This is a genomic window from Qipengyuania sp. BR81-2 (assembly GCF_055693895.1).
The window spans coordinates 2,513,683-2,530,982 of record NZ_CM146344.1 but is presented as its reverse complement, the minus strand read 5'-3'; the positions used below and the strand labels follow the sequence as shown (position 1 = coordinate 2,530,982).

Here is a 17,300-nt window from a genome sequence, read left to right as displayed (position 1 = left end):
ATATAGCTTGCAGCCATGTCCGACGATCTGTTCGAAAACACGCCGACATCTTCCGGCGATTATGACGCTTCCTCGATTGAGGTCCTCGAGGGCCTCGAGCCTGTGCGCCGCCGACCCGGCATGTACATCGGGGGCACCGATGACCGTGCGCTGCACCATCTGGTCGCCGAGGTGCTCGACAATGCGATGGACGAGGCGGTTGCAGGCCACGCGAGCCGCATCGAAATGCGCCTCGACGAAGGAAATCGCGTCACCATTTCGGACAATGGCCGCGGTATACCCGTTGGCGAGCATCCCAAGTATCCGGGCAAGTCGACGCTCGAGGTGATCCTCACCACGCTCCACTCGGGCGGCAAGTTCTCGGGCAAGGCTTATGCCACCAGCGGCGGCCTGCACGGCGTGGGCGTCAGCGTGGTCAACGCGCTGTCGGACTACACGCGTGTCGAGGTTGCTCGCGACAAGACGCTGTACGCGCAGGAATTTTCCAAGGGCGCACCGAAGGGCAAAATCGAGGAGATCGGGTCGACCCCGAACCGGCGCGGCACCACGGTCACCTTCGTGCCCGACACCGAGATTTTCGGCGACCGCAAGTTCAATCCAAAGCGCCTATTCAAGCTCGCCCGCTCGAAGGCCTATCTGTTCGCGGGCGTGGAAATCCGCTGGAAATGCGCCGACGCGCTGGCGTCGGAGGACGTGCCGGCCGAAGCCGTATTCAAGTTCCCGGGCGGCCTCGCAGATCACCTGACCGAACAGCTCGGCGGGCGCGAATGCGTCACCGCGCAGCCCTTCGCGGGCAAGCAGGACTTCCCGGAAAGCGAAGACGGTGTGCAGCAGGGCAGCGTCGAATGGGCGATCGCCTGGCCGCTCTACTCCGAAGGTTCGACCAGCTGGTATTGTAACACGGTCCCCACCCCTGACGGCGGAACGCACGAGCAGGGCCTTCGCGCAGCTTTGACCAAGGGCTTGCGTGCCTTCGGCGAGCTTACCGGAACGAAGAAAGCAAAGGACCTCACTGCCGACGACATCATGTCTGGCGCAGAGACCATGCTGAGCGTCTTCATCCGTGATCCGCAGTTCCAGAGCCAGACCAAGGACCGCCTGACCTCGCCCGAGGCTGCGCGACTGGTCGAGAACGCGGTTCGCGATCACTTCGACCATTTCCTCTCCGACAACATGGACCGCGGCAAGGCGCTGCTGGGCCAGGTAATGGAGCGGATGGACGAGCGCCTGCGCCGCAAGCAGGAACGCGAGATCAAGCGTAAGACCGCGACGAACGCCAAGAAGCTGCGCCTGCCCGGCAAGCTGACCGACTGTTCCGGTGAAGGCGACGGCGAGACCGAACTCTTCATCGTCGAGGGCGACTCGGCAGGCGGAAGCGCGAAGCAGGCGCGCAATCGCAAGACGCAGGCAATCCTTCCGATCCGCGGCAAGATCCTCAACGTCGCGAGCGCGACGGCGGACAAGATCCGCGCGAACAGCGAAATCGCCGATCTCACGCTCGCCATGGGCTGCGGGACACGGAAGGACTGCGATCCGGAAAACCTGCGCTACGACCGCATCATTATCATGACCGACGCCGACGTCGACGGTGCGCATATCGCCACGCTGCTGATGACCTTCTTCTTCCAGGAGATGGCGGAGATCGTGCGCGACGGACGCCTCTATCTCGCCCAGCCCCCGCTCTACAAGCTGACTGCCGGCAAGGAGAGCCACTACGCGCGCGACGACGAGCATCGCAAGGAGCTCGAAGAGACGGTCTTCAAGGGCAAGAAGGTCGAGGTCGGCCGCTTCAAGGGCCTCGGCGAGATGAACCCGCAGCAGCTGCGCGAGACCACGATGGACCCGGAAACGCGCAGCCTTATCCGCATCACCCTGCCCAGCGAATTCGAGCAGCGCGCGGTGGTGAAGGAGCTGGTTGATCAGCTGATGGGCCGCAATCCCGAGCACCGCTTCAATTTCATCCAGAACAACGCGGGCGAATTCGACCGCGAGATGATCGATGCCTGACGGGCGTTACCCCGACCCGCGCGAAGAAGACATCATCTACCAGGATCGTCGCATCTCGCGGCCCGACGTTTTCCTGCCGGACTGGGAAGTGCCCGACAGCACCTATCGCCCGGTGCCGATCGTGTGGTTCACCCGAGCGCTGATCCTGCAGATCATCCTTCAGCCCGTACTTTTCGCTTTGCTTGCAGGCCTCCTCGCATTGCCCCGGGTAATCCTCGGCGGTGCCGCACTGCTGCTTACCGCAATGATCGGTTTTCACGCGTGGGAAAGCGGCATCCAGAGTTCCGCAAGGGGATGGCGTATCGCGACCATCTTTATGCTGGCCGTCACACTCGGCTTCACCCTGCTCGTGATCCAGGTCTGAGCTCAATCCTCACGCGTGCTGGTGTGAACGTGGAGTTCGCCCTCCAGCGTACGGTGAACGGGGCACTTGTCCGCGATCTCGATCAGGCGGGTGCGCTGATCTTCATCGAGATCCCCGCGGATGGCGATTACCCGGTTGAGCGCCTGCAACTGCTTGCCCTCCTCCATCGCCTCCACATGGTCGCACTTGTCTCCATGGTTGCGTTCATGCGTGACTTCCACGCTCACACCCTCCAGCGGCCAGCCCTTGCGATCGGCATACATCTTCATCGTCATGGCCGTGCAGGTGCCGAGAGCCGCGTTGAGCAGATCGTATGGCGTGGGTCCTGTGTCGTCGCCGCCATAGCTCTTCGGTTCGTCGGCAATGAAGCGGTGGCTGACGGTGTGGACCTCGGTTCCGAACTTGCCGTGGCCGCTGCAGGCGACGATGCCTTCCTCGGGCATCGGCCAGTCGTCGCGCAGTGGAAGGTAGCGATGCGCCCAACCGGCAATAACGCTGGCGACGAACCGCGCATCTTCCTCGCGGACGAGCAGGTGGTCGGCACCCTCCAGGCTGACAAAACTCTTCGGATGTTTGGCGGCCTGGAAGAGAGCGCTGGCATGTTCGATGCCGACGATGTCGTCGATCGGTGAATGGAGGAACATGAGCGGTTTGCGGAGGCGACCTACCTCGGCGAGCAGGTCCGTGTTCTCCACCTTCTCGATGAATTCGCGCCCCAGGGTGAACGCGCGGCCGCCTATCTTGACCTCGCCTTCCCCTTGTTCGCGGATCTGCTCGATATCACCGTCGATATTGTGCAGCACATGCGGAACGTCGGAAGGTGCGCCTAGCGTCGCGATTGCCGCGATCCGTTCGAAACCGATCTGGTCCGCAGCAGCCAGGACTGCGGCGCCTCCGAGGCTGTGACCGACAAGCAGGATGGGTGCGGAGAAGCGCTCGATAAGTTCTTCCGCCGCCGCAACGAGGTCCGATACGTCGGCAGCAAATCCCGCGCGGCCGAAATCGCCTCCACTTCCGCCGAGGCCGGTGAAGTCGAAGCGGAGCGTCGCGATGCCCTCCCCCGCCAAAGCGCGAGCGACAGTGACGGCCGCCTTGCTGTTCTTCGTGCAGGTGAAGCAATGCGCGAACAGCGCCGCGCCCCTTACCAGTCCGGTGGGCAGTTCGAGCGATCCGGTCAGCTCGTGACCGGCGTCGGTCTTGATGGAGATATTCTCGGTCGGCATCATCACTCCCATTCTCGGCTGAGGCCTTGGTGGCGGGATTTTTTGGCCCGGCGTGTGAGAAATACGCTCGGGGACGGACTAAGGATACATGACCGTAGCAAATCAACACGATCTGTATCGCGAAGCCGGCGAAATTTTCGCCCCGGCCATCGCCCGCCTGGCGCGGGCCATGGAGTATGACGGAGAGAAAGCGCGCGATCTCGAACAGGATATTCATTGCGAGCTGTTTCGCAGCTTCGCTCGCTTCGCGGGGCAATGCGCGCTCAAGACCTGGGTTTACCGGGTGGCGCATAATGTGGCCGCGGAGCACCGCCTGCGCGAGAGCCGGAGGAAGACGCCCCTGGCGCTCGACGAGATCGAGGACCTTCCCGAACCCGGTGACGCCGAGCGATCCGCGGCAGAAAACCACGCCGTTGCCCGCGCCCAGCGAATGATCCGACGCCTGCCAACGCTCGACGCTCAGGTCATGCTGCTCTGGCTCGAGGGCGAAAGCGGAAAGGATATCGCCGACGTGACCGGCCTTTCCCCCGGCAGCGTCACGACCCGAATACACCGCCTCAAGACCGCTCTGGCTTCCGAATTCGAGACCGAAACCGCTCCCTCCCCCGCCCCTCCTCAGGAGACCGTCCGATGACCGAAAATCCTTTCTCCTTCTGGACCTCCCAGAACGCCGCCGCATCCTTCAGCGAGCCGGATGCTTGCCAAGCCCGCGCCACGTCCTTTGAGAGGAAAATCCGGCGCCGCAACGTGATCGAATATGCTGCGGGCGGTCTCGTCATCGTCCTGTTCGGCGCAATGACCATCATTTCCGCCTCCGTTGGCGAGTGGCTGTTCGCCGCTGCTGGTCTAGCGATCGGGATCGCGGCGATCTTCGTGATTGCGAAGCTTCATCGCCATGGCAGCCCACAACCCCGCGTTCCCGAACAGACCTGCCGCGAACACCTGCGTGCGCAACTCGTCCGTCAACGCGACCTGCTTCGCAGCGTGCCCAAGTGGTACCTCGCCCCGTTCGTACCCGGCCTGCTCGGCTTCTACCTCGTGGTCACCGCAAAGGTTGCGGAGGTCCAGGGCTGGGCCGTGGCAATCGACGGGGTCTGGATGAAAGTCGCCGCCACCGCTGCATTCTTCATCTTCGTGGGCTGGCTGAACCTCTTTGCCGCGAAGAAGATCGACCGCGAAATCGGTGCTCTCGACCGCGCCTGAGACTTGGAGTGCCGGAGCGCCCTTGCGTGCTCTGGCACTTGCCCCTAACGCAAACGTAAAGTTGCAAGGGAAAACCGATGTCCGAACCGACCCGCTTTGAAGGTACCAGCTCCTACATCGCGACCGACGATCTCAAGGTCGCTGTCAACGCCGCAGTCACGCTGCGCCGCCCGTTGCTCGTGAAAGGCGAACCCGGCACCGGCAAGACGGTGCTGGCGCACGAAATCGCAAAGGCCATCGATGCCCCCCTGATCGAGTGGAATGTGAAGTCCACCACCAAGGCACAACAAGGTCTCTACGAGTATGACGCGGTGGCTCGCCTGCGCGACGGCCAGCTCGGCGACGAGCGCGTTCACGACATCTCGAACTACATCAAGAAGGGCAAACTGTGGGAAGCCTTCACTTCCGAACAGCTTCCGGTCCTGCTGATCGACGAGATCGACAAGGCCGACATCGAGTTCCCGAACGATCTCCTCCAGGAACTCGATCGCATGAGCTTCGACGTTTACGAGACGCATGAACGGATCGAGGCAAAAGAACGCCCGATCGTGGTCATCACCTCGAACAACGAGAAGGAGCTGCCCGACGCGTTCCTGCGCCGTTGCTTCTTCCACTACATCAAGTTTCCCGATCGCGACACGATGCGCGACATTATCGAGGTGCACTTCCCCGATATCCAGAAGAACCTCGTCACCAAGGCGATGGAAATCTTCTACGAGCTGCGTGACGTGCCCGGCCTCAAGAAGAAGCCCAGCACCAGCGAACTGCTCGACTGGCTGAAACTTCTTCTCAACGAGGACATGCCGCTCGAAGTCCTCCAGGACAGCAATCCCAACAGCGCCATCCCGCCGCTGCACGGTGCGCTGCTCAAGAACGAGCAGGACGTGATGATGTTCGAACGCCTTGCCTTCATGGCGCGCCGCCAGACCTGATCGCGCGTCAGTCACACAAAAAAGGGCCGGAAAGCTGATTGTGCTTCCCGGCCCTTTTTCTTGGGGATCTGGTGATCAGCCGAAGCTGTAAGCGAGTTCGGAATCGCCCCAGCGACGTCCGTTGATGTACAGCGGGACGTAGACGTTGCGAACCACGAGGTAGTTCGTGCCGTCGCCTTCCTGGCGGTAGACGGCCATCATGTAGTCGTCATTGTTCTTCTTGGCCTTCTTGTCGATTGTATCGAGCAGGATACGGCCATTGCGGCAGTAGGTCGTGTCGTGCGTGACATCGCCGGTCGGCTTGCGCGAACGCTCGGACACGTGGGTCGGCAGGAAGCCGTTCATATCGGCAGGCGAACACATCTTGATCGCGCCGCCTTCCGAGACGACCTCGTCGATCACCGGGCGCCAGTTGTTATCCGCCCAGTCGCTGGCCTTGCTGCGATAGAGCTGCGGGTTGGTCCCCTGCACCGGCACGTAATTCGTGTCGAACAGCTCTTCCATCGTGATATCGCCGCGAGCGATCGCTTCCTCGGCAATCTTCGACAGGTTCTTTGCATGCTCGAGCGCACGCTCGACGAGCTGGCTGTCCTGAGGCGACAGGCCTGCCTTGACGATGCGATCGAACATCTCGCTCGCCGTGAGCTCGAGATCCTCGATGCGGTCGTGTGCAGTGGCGAGGCGTTCCTCGTTCTCGTTCGCCGCGCGGTCATAGCTGTCCAGAACCGACGACACGCGGTCGACGTGCTCCGTCATCATGCCGGTTGCGCGGGTGATCTGGTCATTCTGCTGGTCGACTTCTTCCACCAGCTGGCTGACGCCGGCGATGGTTGCATCGATGCTGGCTACAGAGGACTTGGCCTCGTTCGATGCCTTCGCGCCTGCCTCGATGCGCTCGATCACGGTCGAGGCCTCGCTGCCGAGCGTCTCGATAACGTCGCTGATCTCGTCAGTAGCCTTGCGGGTCTCGCCGGCGAGGGTCTTCACCTCGTTGGCGACCACGGCAAAGGTGCGACCGGCCTCGCCCGCTCGCATCGCTTCGATGGTAGCGTTGAGAGCGAGGATGTTGGTGGTTTCCGCGATCTGCTCGATGTCCTGCGAGCAGCGCTTCACCTGGTCCATCGCGGCGGCAAAGCCCGTGACATGGGTTGCAAGCGTTTCGACGAGGTCGAGCAGGTCGGTGATCTGCTGCAGCGAGGACTGGATCTGGCTTGTGCCGAGCCCCAGTCGTTCGATGGCGCGTGCGGACAGAAGCCGCGCTTCGTCGCTTGCTTCTGCGACCTTGCGCTGATCCGCTTCCAGTTCCTTGACGGTACCCTGCAGCTCGATGTGTTCGGCGCGCAGCACGCCCGAGCTGTCGATCACTGCCTGGACGATCCCGGCGACATCCGAACATCCGACGGTAACCTTGCCGCAGGCCTCGGGAATTTTATCCAGCGCCGATGCTCCCCGCGCATCGATGGCATTCAGTTCCATATGTGCTGACCCCTTTTTGGTCTTTTTGCACGCTGGTCAGTACGAGATAATGGTTATCAGCGAATTAAGACTGGCGAAAATCTACAAAATGTTGGTCTCGCCTCCAGTTGCGTTTTGCCACTGGCCTCCGGCATCGCTTTTCCCTAGGCAGGGTTCATGTTCTTCAATTTCGTCGACGAGCTGCGCGCCGCGGGCATTCCCGCCAGTTTCAAGGAGCACCTCACCCTGCTCGAAGCCCTCGATCGCGAGGTTATCGAGCAGACGCCGGAGAGCTTTTACTATCTTAGCCGCGCGACCTTCGTGAAGGACGAAGGCCTGATCGACCGGTTCGACCAGGTCTTCTCGAAAGTCTTCAAAGGCATCCTCACCGATTATGGCCAAAACCCCGTCGATATTCCCGAAGACTGGCTGAAGGCTGTCGCCGAGAAGTTTCTCTCCGAAGAAGAGATGGAGGCGATCAAGAGCCTGGGCGACTGGGACGAGATCATGGAGACGCTGAAGAAGCGGCTCGAGGAACAGGAAAAGCGCCACCAGGGCGGCAACAAGTGGATCGGCACCGGCGGAACCTCGCCCTTCGGCAACTCGGGCTACAATCCCGAAGGCGTGCGGATCGGCGGCGAGAGCAAGCACAAGCGCGCGCTCAAGGTTTGGGACAAGCGCGAATTCAAGAACCTCGACAACACGAAGGAACTTGGCACTCGCAATATCAAGATGGCGCTGCGCCGCTTGCGCCGCTTCGCCCGTGAAGGTGCGGCCGACGAGCTCGATCTCGACGCGACGATCGACGGCACCGCCAAGCAGGGCTGGCTCGATATCCACATGCGTCCCGAGCGGCATAATGCCGTGAAGCTGCTGCTCTTCCTCGATGTCGGCGGATCGATGGACCCCTTCATCAAGATCACCGAAGAGCTGTTCAGCGCCGCGACCAGCGAGTTCAAGAACCTCGAGTTCTTCTACTTCCACAACTGTCTTTATGAAGGTGTGTGGAAGGACAACCGCCGCCGCTGGCAGGAACGAACCAAAACTTGGGACGTGCTCCACAAATACGGCCACGATTACAAGGTCGTCTTCGTCGGCGATGCTGCGATGAGCCCATACGAGATCACGCATCCGGGTGGCAGCGTCGAGCATATGAACGAGGAAGCCGGGGCAACCTGGATGCAGCGGGTGGTGAACACCTATCCGGCCACCGTCTGGCTCAACCCGGTTCCCGAGAAACAGTGGGGCTACTCACAGTCGACCAAGGTGATGAAGCAGCTCGTCAACGACCGGATGTACCCGCTCTCGCTTGAGGGGCTGGATGACGCCATGCGCGAATTGAGCCGCAAGCAGGGCAGCTGAGCCAGACATTCATCTTCGGTCTAGCTTCCTCGGCTTAGCCTCGGCGAAGCACCGGGGAGAACATCATGAAAAACCTGTCACTTTTCGCTTTGACGCTGCTTGGAGGCGGTATGGCAGCTGGTATCGCCAGCGCTCAGGACGCTCCTAGACCCGAGGCGCACAGCAAACTCGACATGCCCGCCTATGAAGAACCCGCTTCCCGGTGGGAGACCATAGAAGAGGCGACTGCGGAGGACGAGAACTGCCGCGACCGTATTCGCCAAGTGCGCGAAGAAACCGGCCAGCCTGAACTTGAAGAGGACACCAGTGAACCCGACGAGGCAATGCACATTGCCGCAGTCGACCACCGTATCGACGGGTGCAGCGTGCTCGTAATGCGCGAGAATACGGACGATGTCCGCCCGCTCCCAGAGCCCGCCGGCGAGCCGAAACTCGTTCCCGCCAAATAAGGCTTCTGCTCAACCGTAGATGAGATGCGGCGCGATGGTCTCGCGCCAGGCCTGCTCGTCAGCACCCGCAATGGCATCGAGATCGCCGGCCTCTGCCTCACTGTCGTCCACCCATTCGCGTAGCGCCGGACCGCCGTTGATCACGTCGATCGCGAGCCTGTCAAACTCGTACTCGTAGGGGAAATCGCGCCAGATCTCGTAGCCGGGATAGAGATTGCGGATCGCCTTGAAAGCAAGCGCCTGCAGTCGCCAAGGCTTGAACTCATGATGATCGTAGAAGGGATCTTCTGCGTGGATCATCAACCCGTTACAGAGCGTTCCTGCATGCTTGTGGAAAGTCGGTTCGAACCAGCATTCGCGCAAATGGCAGCCACGTAGCCACGCCGGTGCGAGCGATTTCATTTCCGCGAGGACCGCAGCGGCATCGATGTCGGGCGCACCGAACAGGACCTCGAGCGGGCGAGTTGTCCCCCGGCCCTCACTCAGCGTTGTTCCTTCCAGCATGACCGTGCCGGCATAGGCACGCGCCATGTTGAGGCTCGCGGCGTTGGGGCTCGGATTGATCCAGACCCGGTCATGCGGCCAACCGAATCCGGGCGCCTTGCCGGGCTTCCAACCTTCCATCTCGATAACGCGATAATCGACATCCAGGTTGAAGTGCTTGACGAACCAGTGCCCCATCTCGCCCATGGTCATACCGTGACGCATCACCATCGGCGCGGCGCCGACGAAGCTTTCCTGCCCGGGCAGCAGCAGGGTTCCTTCAACCGGACCTCCTGCCGGATTGGGACGATCCAGGACCCAGACCGATTTTCCCGCCTTTTCGGCTTCCTGCAGCAGGTAGAGCAGCGTCGTGACGAAGGTGTAGATACGGCAGCCGAGGTCCTGCAGGTCATAGAGGAATACGTCCGCGCTCGACATCATCTGGCCGGTCGGGCGGCGCACTTCACCATAGAGGCTGAATACGGGAATGTTATACCGGGGATCTGTCTCGTCCTCGGTCTCGACCATATTGTCCTGCTTGTCGCCCTTGAGGCCGTGCTGCGGACCAAAGGCCGAAGTCACGTTCACGCCCTTCTCGATGAGGGCGTCGAGCGAGTGATCGAGTTGTGCGGTGACCGAAGCGGGATGAGCGATGAGCGAGACACGCCGGCCTTCCAGCGGTGCGCGCAGATCGTCTTCGGTGAGGAGGCGGTCTATGCCGAATTTCATGCGGTTGTGCGTGCCGGAAGCCGCGCGGTGAAGCAAGCCGGATCGTGAAAATCGGGCTCGTCTTTTGGGTGGCAGAGCGCCCAAAAGCTTTTGATGCCGCCATCCTCCTCCAGAACGCAGGTCAGACCGGCATCGCAATCGCCCTGAGGGAGCGCCGCTGCGGGGATTGCCGCATCGAAGATTGCGAAGCTGCTGCCCTGGCGCATCGTGCAATCGGGCTCGCGGGGAGCGGGCCGATCTTCCATCCCGTCACGGCGCGAGGAGAAATCGTAAGTCGCCCAGCGTTCAGAAGGCGAGAGATTGAATTCGCTGTAGGCCTCGCCCCCGTCAGGTTTGAGGAAGAGCTCGAAACAGGTTGTACGCCACAATTCGTCGGCCCTGCCCCGCCCAGCAAACGGCGGCACGACGAGCTTGCCCGAGCCCTCGATCCGCCAGCGCAGGCGCAGCCAGTTCTCGTCGCGCGTGATGACACTCGCGCGGACCGCCGAGACCATCAACGGCGGATAGGCGCGGTGCGCGCTCAGTTCATGCGTTTCCAATTACAAATACCCATGCTAGCGGGCGCTCCGTCATGAGCACCTACAAATCCGAACTCCTGCGTCTGCTCGAAGAGCGCGGCTATATCCACCAGATTACCGATGCGGAAGGACTGGACGCCCTTGCCGCGCGGCAGGTCGTGCCGGGCTATATCGGTTTCGACGCGACCGCGCCAAGCCTTCACGTCGGCAGCCTCGTCCAGATCATGATGCTGCGCCGCCTCCAGCAGGCTGGCCACAAGCCGATCGTGGTCATGGGCGGCGGGACGACCAAGGTGGGCGATCCGTCCGGCAAGGATGAGAGCCGCAAGATGCTTACGGACGCTGATATCGATGCGAACATCGCCGGTATTCGCGAAGTGTTCGAACGCCTTCTCACCTTCGGCGATGGCCCGACCGATGCAGTCATGGTCAACAATGACGAATGGCTGAGCCAGCTCGGTTACATCGCACTGCTGCGCGACGTCGGCCCGCACTTCACGGTCAACCGCATGCTGACCTTCGATTCGGTGAAGCTGCGCCTCGACCGCGAGCAGCCGCTGACCTTCCTCGAATTCAATTACATGATCCTGCAGGCTTACGACTTTCGCGAGCTGGCGCAGCGCTACGAATGCCGCCTGCAGATGGGCGGAAGCGACCAGTGGGGCAATATTGTCAACGGCATGGAGCTTGCCCGCCGCATGGACGGCCGCGAGCTCTTCGGCTTGACCACACCGCTGCTTACCACCGCAGACGGGGCGAAGATGGGCAAGACCGCCGCAGGTGCCGTCTGGCTGAACGAGGCACAGCTGCCGAGCTACGATTTCTGGCAATACTGGCGCAACGTCGACGACCGCGACGTGGGCCGCTTCCTGCGTCTCTTCACCGACATGCCGCTCGAAGAGATCGAGCGCCTCGAATCGCTCGAGGGCGCCCAGATCAACGATGCCAAGACAGTGCTCGCCAACGAAGTAACCACGCTCGTACGTGGCCGCGAAGCCGCAGAGACTGCGGCCAAGACCGCGGCCGAAACCTTTGCCGGCGGTGGTGCCGGTGAAGACCTGCCGACACTCTCGGTCGGCGCGGAAGGCATGCGCATCGGCGCGGCGCTCACCGCGATCGGCTTCACGGCCTCGAACGGTGAGGCAAAGCGCAAGCTTGCCGAGGGCGCCGTGAAGCTTGGCGGCCAAACGGTTTCGGACCCCGGCCACCTCGTCGAAATCGAGGAAGGCGGCGAGGTGAAGCTCTCTCTCGGCAAGAAGAAGCACTGCATCCTACGCCGCTGATTTCCCTCGCGGGATACCCTCCCCGCAGGAAAAGTGACCTGCCGGTTTACCAATTATCAGCCTTTCTGGGCGATTAGGGAACGGGTCATAGAGAAATAACAAGAGGGTTCACGTCGCATGAGTGCCGGAGCACAACTCAGCGTTACCGACCAGCGCCGCATGGCGCGCCATCCGGTCGACCATCCCGTCATTGCCGAGCATTTCGGCAAGGGCGACATGCGCATGCATATCGCGAACATATCCGCCAACGGTTTCATGATCGATGACGCCGACGGTGTGAACCGCGGCGAGCGCATCGTCGTTCGCCTCCCGGTCATCGGCCGTATCGAGGCCTATTGCATCTGGTGCCGCGACAATCGCGCGGGCTTCCAGTTCGAACGGATCATCCGCGTGGACGACTTCCTGGCGCTTATCGACACGATCCAGCCCAATCCGCGCCTGCGCAAGATGCGCTGATCGCCAACATTCAGTTCTGAATTCAAAAGCAGGCGTCTCTTCACAAGCGAAGGGGCGCCTGCCATGCGTCTGGCGTGACTTCCGCCGCCGACACTTCCCCTGAAACATCGCCGCTGCGGATCCCGAATTTCCGCGCCTACTGGCTTTCGCGCCTGACGATGACGCTCGCGCAATATGCGATGATGCTCATCATCGGTTGGCAGACCTACAACATCGCACGCGATGGCGGCATGAGCGTGGGCGAGGCTTCGGGCCAGCTTGCGCTTATCGGCCTGTTGCAATTTGTCCCGCTGTTCATCCTGACCCCGTTCTCCGGCTGGGCCGCCGACCATTTCGACCGGCGCAACCTCGGCCGCCTGATGGTCCTGTTGCAGCTGCTGTGCGCAGGCATGCTCGCCTGGCTCACCTGGAGCGAGACGATCTCGCTCACCTGGATTTTCGGCATAGCCATCCTACTCGGCATCTCGCGTGCCTTTGCAGGGCCAGCATTCTCCGCCCTTGCGCCGAACCTCGTTCCCAAGACGATCCTGCCCAATGCGATCGCGCTCTCAAGCATCTCGTGGCAGGTCGGCATGATCGTCGGGCCAGCACTTGGCGGCTACCTCTACGCTGTCGTGCCTGCCCTGCCCTATGCCGCAGCGGTCGGCCTGTTCCTCTTCTCCGCAACTTCGCTTTCCTTCATTGGCAAGGTCCCACAGCCACCGCGTCGGCAGAACCAACGACCGATCCATGCCATGGTGGAAGGTCTCCGCTATGTGGTGCGCAACAAGATGGTACTCGGCGCGATCACGCTTGACCTTTTCGCCGTCTTCCTCGCTGGGGCGACTGCGCTCTTCCCGGTCTACGCCCGCGACATCCTGGAAGTCGGAGAAACGGGCCTCGCGCAGTTGGCCATGGCTCCTGCTGTCGGAGCCGCGCTGACCGCCCTGTGGTTCAGCTTCAGGCCGCTGAAGGCCAATGTTGGCCCCAAGATGCTCTGGGCAGTGGCTATGTTCGGGCTCGCAACGATCGTCTTCGGTTTCTCGACCTCCATGCCGCTCAGCCTGGCAATGCTGTTTATCGTCGGCGCGGCAGACATGTTCAGCGTCTATATCCGCCAGTCGCTTATTCAGCTGCACACTCCGGACGAGAAGCGCGGACGCGTTTCTTCGGTCAGCCTGCTGACCATCAGCGCCTCCAATGAATTCGGCGACTTCTTTTCCGGCAGCCTCGCCTATGCGATAGGTCCCGTAGCAGCGGTGGTCAGCGGCGGCGCCGGGGCAATCGCCACGGTCGCTTTGTGGAGCCGGATTTTCCCGGTCCTGCGCACTACGCGGACCTTTGATCCGCCTGAAGAATTGCTAGAACCAACCCCAGAAGAAAAGCTGCAGGAGCAGACGCCATGAAAGCCCAGTCCGTCCTCGAAACCATCGGCGGCACCCCCCACATCCGCCTCTCGCGCCTGTTTCCGGACCACGAGGTCTGGGTGAAGAGCGAGCGCGCAAATCCCGGCGGTTCGATCAAGGACCGCATCGGCCTCGCCATGGTCGAGGATGCAGAAAAAGCCGGCAAGCTGAAGCCTGGCGGGACCATCGTGGAGCCGACCAGCGGCAACACCGGTATCGGCCTCGCAATGGCGGCGGCGGTCAAGGGCTACAAGCTCATCCTCGTGATGCCGGAAAGCATGAGCCTCGAGCGTCGCCGCCTGATGCTCGCTTACGGAGCGACCTTCGACCTGACACCCAAGGAAGGTGGCATGAAGGGCGCCATCCAGCGCGCCGAAGAACTCGTCGATCAGATCGATGGCGCATGGATGCCGAGCCAGTTCGACAACCCGTCGAATTTCGAAGTCCACAAGCGGACAACGGCCAAGGAAATCCTCGCGGACTTCGCCGACAGTCCGATCGACCTGATGATCACCGGTGTCGGCACCGGCGGCCACCTCACGGGCTGCGCAGAGATGCTGAAGGAAACGTGGCCCGGTATGAAGGCCTATGCAGTCGAGCCCACGCTTTCGCCCGTCATCAGCGGCGGCCAGCCCGGCCCGCATCCGATCCAGGGTATCGGCGCCGGCTTCGTTCCTGAGAACCTGCACACTCAGGCCATCGATGGCGCGATTCAGGTCGAGCCCGAAGATGCCAAGGAATGGGCACGTCGCTGCGCTGCCAAGGAAGGCCTGCTCGTCGGCATCTCAAGCGGTGCTACTCTTGCGGCCATCGCGAAGAAGCTGCCCGAACTTGACGCAGGCACGCGGGTCATGGGCTTCAACTATGACACGGGCGAGCGCTACCTCTCGGTGCCGGACTTCCTGCCCACCGAATAAGCGCTTTTCCACGAAGGGCTTACACCTCACCACGAAGGCATTGGCAGTTCCTCCCGCAGCGCGCTAACCCTCTGGGAATACGCGAAGAGGAGGGACTGCCTTTTATGAAGACTTTCGCCAGCATCGCAGCGCTTGCTGCTGCGACCATTGCCGCGCCGCTCGCCGCACAATCGACCTACGACACGCCTCCGGCCGCTATTGCCGATATCGTGACGCGTGCGCCCTCCCCCGGGGTTTCGCTCTCTCCAGACGGGTTCACGATGCTGCTGATGGAGAGCGAGGCGCTACCTCCGGTCTCCGAGTTGGCGAAGCCTATGGAACGTCTCGCCGGTCTCCGCCTCGATGCTGCAATCAATGACCGCCACAATCCGCGAAATGTCGTAGGCCTCATGCTGCAGGACGTCGCGAGCGGTGAAACCCGCCGTGTTACGCTTCCTGCCGATGCGGACATTTCGGATATCAATTGGGCGCCCGACGGAAGCAAGATCGCCTTCACCAACACGCTGGCCGATGGAATGGCGCTCATGGTGCTCGACGTTGGGAGCGGCGAAGTCACCACGCTGATGCGCGAGGGGGTCAATGCGATCTTTGCCGAACCTCGCTGGATGCCCGACGGCAAGCTGCTGGCGCTAGCCATCCCCGAAGGCCGAGGCGCCAAGCCCGTTGAGAGCCTGACACCCGTCGGCCCGGCCATCCAGGACGCAACCGGCGGTGAAGAGGCCCAGACGCGGACCTATCAGGACCTGCTGAAGGATGCCTATGACGAGCGCCTGTTCGAATGGCTCGTCAAAAGCGAACCCCGCCTGTTCGATCTCCGCAACGGCAAAGGCACAGCGATCCTGCCGCCGCGCATCTACACCGGCATCGCACCCTCGCCCGACGGCAAATACCTGCTTGCGAGCTGGCTGGAGAAACCGTTCTCCTACCAGGTTCCCTACTATCGTTTCCCGACGACGACGGCGGTCTATACGACGGACGGCAAGCTCGTGCAGACAATCGCCGAGCAGCCCTTGGCAGATAACCTGCCTGTGCAGGGTGTTCCGACTGGACGGCGCTCCGTGGGATGGCACCCCAACGAGGATGCGCTTCTCGTCTGGGCAGAAGCTCAGGACGGCGGTGATCCCCGCGTGGAAACCGATCTTCGCGACGCGGTATATACGCTTGCTGCCCCCTTCGACGGCGCCCCGCGCGAAATCGCCAAGCTGGAAGACCGGTATTCGGGGTGGATCGGCCTCGAGGACAGCGACGACCTGATCGTGGTCGACTATGACCGCGACACCCGCGAAGTGCGACAGACGCTGGTCGACGTGACAGGCAGCGATCCTGCCCGCATGCTCAACATCCGCAACTACCAGGATGTCTACGCCGATCCGGGCAATCCGATCACGGTGCCGAACGATGCCGGATACTACGTCGCCAAGGTTGACGACGGCCAGCTGACCATGAGCGGCATGGGCGCGACGCCCGAGGGCTATCGTCCGTTCCTGCGTCGCTTCGATCTGGCCACGACCGAAACGAGCGAGATATGGCGAAACTCGGGCGAGAACTTCGAGTATGTCGTCGGTCTGACCGGCGACGATGCCTCGGGCTTCCTCACCTATTACGAAAGCCCGACGAACCCCGGCAACTTCCGCCTCCATGAGGCTGGCGAAGCCAGATTCCTCACGGAATTCAAGGATCCGCATCCCGAACTCAGCGGGATCGAGCGCGAGCTCATCACCTATAAGCGTTCCGACGGGGTGGACCTCACCGCGACGCTCTATCTCCCGCCGAGCTACAAGGAGGGTGATAAGCTGCCGGTGGTCGTCTGGGCCTATCCGCGCGAGTTCAACGACGCAGCAACGGCAGGCCAAGTGCGCGATTCCAAGTATCGCTTCACCCGCGTGGGGGGCTATTCCCACCTGTTCTTCCTGATGGAGGGCTATGCCGTGATGGACCGCGCCGCGATGCCGGTCATCGGTGACGATCCCGAGACAGTGAACGACACCTTCATCGAGCAGATCGTCGCCTCGGCACAGGCAGCCGTCGACGAGAGCGTCCGACGCGGCTTTGGTGACGGCGAGCGTGTCGGCGTGGGCGGCCATAGCTATGGCGCATTCATGACGGCGCACCTCTTGGCGCAGAGCGACATCTTCCGCGCAGGTATCGCGCGTTCGGGTGCGTACAACCGCACGCTCACGCCATTCGGTTTCCAGTCCGAACGCCGGATCTTCTGGGACACTCCCGAAACCTACTACAAGCTCTCGCCCTTCATGGCGGCGAACCAGATCAACGAGCCGATGCTGCTGATCCACGGCGAAAAGGACAACAACTCGGGTACCTTCCCGCAGCAGTCCGAACGCATGTTCGCGGCGATCAAGGGCACCGGAGGCACCGCAAGGCTGGTCATGCTCCCGCACGAGAGCCACGGCTATCGCGGTAGCGAAAGCGTGCTCCACACGCTGGCCGAAATGATCGACTGGTTCGACACCTACGTGAAACCCGAAGAGGTCGAACTCGCGGGCGACTGAGCCGGCTGAAAGGCCAAACGAAAA

The 17,300-nt window shown here is 62.0% G+C and carries 16 protein-coding genes; 12 read left to right on the top strand and 4 right to left on the bottom strand.

Annotated elements, in window-relative coordinates; translation table 11 throughout:
* The first annotated feature begins 15 nt into the window (after nt 1-15).
* Both parE and ACZ1G8_RS12790 read left to right on the top strand, forming a co-directional pair.
* Entirely contained in the window at nt 16-2,007 is a 1,992-nt protein-coding gene (gene parE, locus ACZ1G8_RS12795) for a DNA topoisomerase IV subunit B (RefSeq protein ID WP_472679719.1), read from the top strand.
* Entirely contained in the window at nt 2,000-2,371 is a 372-nt protein-coding gene (locus ACZ1G8_RS12790) for a hypothetical protein (protein ID WP_472679718.1), read from the top strand. The genes parE and ACZ1G8_RS12790 overlap by 8 nt, the downstream gene beginning before the upstream one ends.
* 2 nt (nt 2,372-2,373) lie before the next feature.
* Here the strand turns inward: ACZ1G8_RS12790 and ACZ1G8_RS12785 are convergent, their stop codons facing one another.
* On the bottom strand, nt 2,374-3,597 hold the full coding sequence (locus ACZ1G8_RS12785) for a bifunctional alpha/beta hydrolase/OsmC family protein (RefSeq protein ID WP_472681256.1): 1,224 nt from the start codon (nt 3,595-3,597) through the stop codon (nt 2,374-2,376).
* Nucleotides 3,598-3,682: 85 nt separating this feature from the next.
* Here ACZ1G8_RS12785 and ACZ1G8_RS12780 point away from each other — a divergent pair, with 85 nt between their 5' ends.
* The 3 genes from ACZ1G8_RS12780 (at nt 3,683) to ACZ1G8_RS12770 (ending at nt 5,729) form a co-directional block, all read left to right on the top strand.
* Entirely contained in the window at nt 3,683-4,228 is a 546-nt protein-coding gene (locus ACZ1G8_RS12780) for an RNA polymerase sigma factor (RefSeq protein WP_472679717.1), read from the top strand.
* On the top strand, nt 4,225-4,797 hold the full coding sequence (locus ACZ1G8_RS12775) for a hypothetical protein (protein WP_472679716.1): 573 nt from the start codon (nt 4,225-4,227) through the stop codon (nt 4,795-4,797). Before ACZ1G8_RS12780 ends, ACZ1G8_RS12775 begins: the two co-directional genes overlap by 4 nt.
* Nucleotides 4,798-4,874: 77 nt before the next feature.
* Nucleotides 4,875-5,729 carry an AAA family ATPase gene (locus tag ACZ1G8_RS12770; RefSeq protein ID WP_221428487.1) on the top strand — a complete coding sequence of 285 codons (855 nt, stop codon included), beginning with the start codon at nt 4,875-4,877 and terminating at the stop codon, nt 5,727-5,729.
* A 75-nt stretch (nt 5,730-5,804) separates the two neighbouring features.
* On the opposite strand, the gene ACZ1G8_RS12765 is transcribed toward ACZ1G8_RS12770, so the two are convergent.
* Nucleotides 5,805-7,205, bottom strand: coding sequence for a methyl-accepting chemotaxis protein (locus ACZ1G8_RS12765; protein WP_472679715.1), 1,401 nt, complete (start codon nt 7,203-7,205; stop codon nt 5,805-5,807).
* A 156-nt stretch (nt 7,206-7,361) separates the two neighbouring features.
* On the opposite strand from ACZ1G8_RS12765, the gene ACZ1G8_RS12760 reads away from it, so the two are divergent.
* Entirely contained in the window at nt 7,362-8,546 is a 1,185-nt protein-coding gene (locus ACZ1G8_RS12760; RefSeq protein ID WP_472679714.1) for a vWA domain-containing protein, read from the top strand.
* Between the two features lie 65 nt (nt 8,547-8,611).
* Complete coding sequence (locus tag ACZ1G8_RS12755; RefSeq protein WP_472679713.1) at nt 8,612-8,995, top strand: hypothetical protein; 384 nt, start codon at nt 8,612-8,614, stop codon at nt 8,993-8,995.
* Between the two features lie 9 nt (nt 8,996-9,004).
* On the opposite strand, the gene ACZ1G8_RS12750 is transcribed toward ACZ1G8_RS12755, so the two are convergent.
* Nucleotides 9,005-10,207 carry an exo-beta-N-acetylmuramidase NamZ family protein gene (locus ACZ1G8_RS12750; RefSeq protein WP_472679712.1) on the bottom strand — a complete coding sequence of 401 codons (1,203 nt, stop codon included), beginning with the start codon at nt 10,205-10,207 and terminating at the stop codon, nt 9,005-9,007.
* Nucleotides 10,204-10,746, bottom strand: coding sequence for a DOMON-like domain-containing protein (locus ACZ1G8_RS12745; RefSeq protein ID WP_472679711.1), 543 nt, complete (start codon nt 10,744-10,746; stop codon nt 10,204-10,206). The genes ACZ1G8_RS12750 and ACZ1G8_RS12745 overlap by 4 nt, the downstream gene beginning before the upstream one ends.
* Nucleotides 10,747-10,778: 32 nt before the next feature.
* Here ACZ1G8_RS12745 and tyrS point away from each other — a divergent pair, with 32 nt between their 5' ends.
* From tyrS to ACZ1G8_RS12720, 5 genes are all read left to right on the top strand, one after another.
* Nucleotides 10,779-12,008: a tyrosine--tRNA ligase gene (tyrS, locus tag ACZ1G8_RS12740; protein WP_472679710.1), complete on the top strand. Its 1,230-nt coding sequence runs from the start codon at nt 10,779-10,781 to the stop codon at nt 12,006-12,008.
* 117 nt (nt 12,009-12,125) lie between these two features.
* Nucleotides 12,126-12,464 (top strand): PilZ domain-containing protein, encoded by a 339-nt coding sequence (locus ACZ1G8_RS12735; protein WP_221428493.1) that lies wholly within the window; start codon nt 12,126-12,128, stop codon nt 12,462-12,464.
* A 158-nt stretch (nt 12,465-12,622) separates the two neighbouring features.
* Complete coding sequence (locus ACZ1G8_RS12730) at nt 12,623-13,849, top strand: MFS transporter (protein WP_472681254.1); 1,227 nt, start codon at nt 12,623-12,625, stop codon at nt 13,847-13,849.
* Nucleotides 13,846-14,766 (top strand): cysteine synthase A, encoded by a 921-nt coding sequence (gene cysK / locus ACZ1G8_RS12725; RefSeq protein WP_472679709.1) that lies wholly within the window; start codon nt 13,846-13,848, stop codon nt 14,764-14,766. The genes ACZ1G8_RS12730 and cysK overlap by 4 nt, the downstream gene beginning before the upstream one ends.
* 104 nt (nt 14,767-14,870) lie before the next feature.
* Nucleotides 14,871-17,276 carry an alpha/beta hydrolase family protein gene (locus ACZ1G8_RS12720; protein ID WP_472679708.1) on the top strand — a complete coding sequence of 802 codons (2,406 nt, stop codon included), beginning with the start codon at nt 14,871-14,873 and terminating at the stop codon, nt 17,274-17,276.
* Nucleotides 17,277-17,300 lie beyond the last annotated feature (24 nt).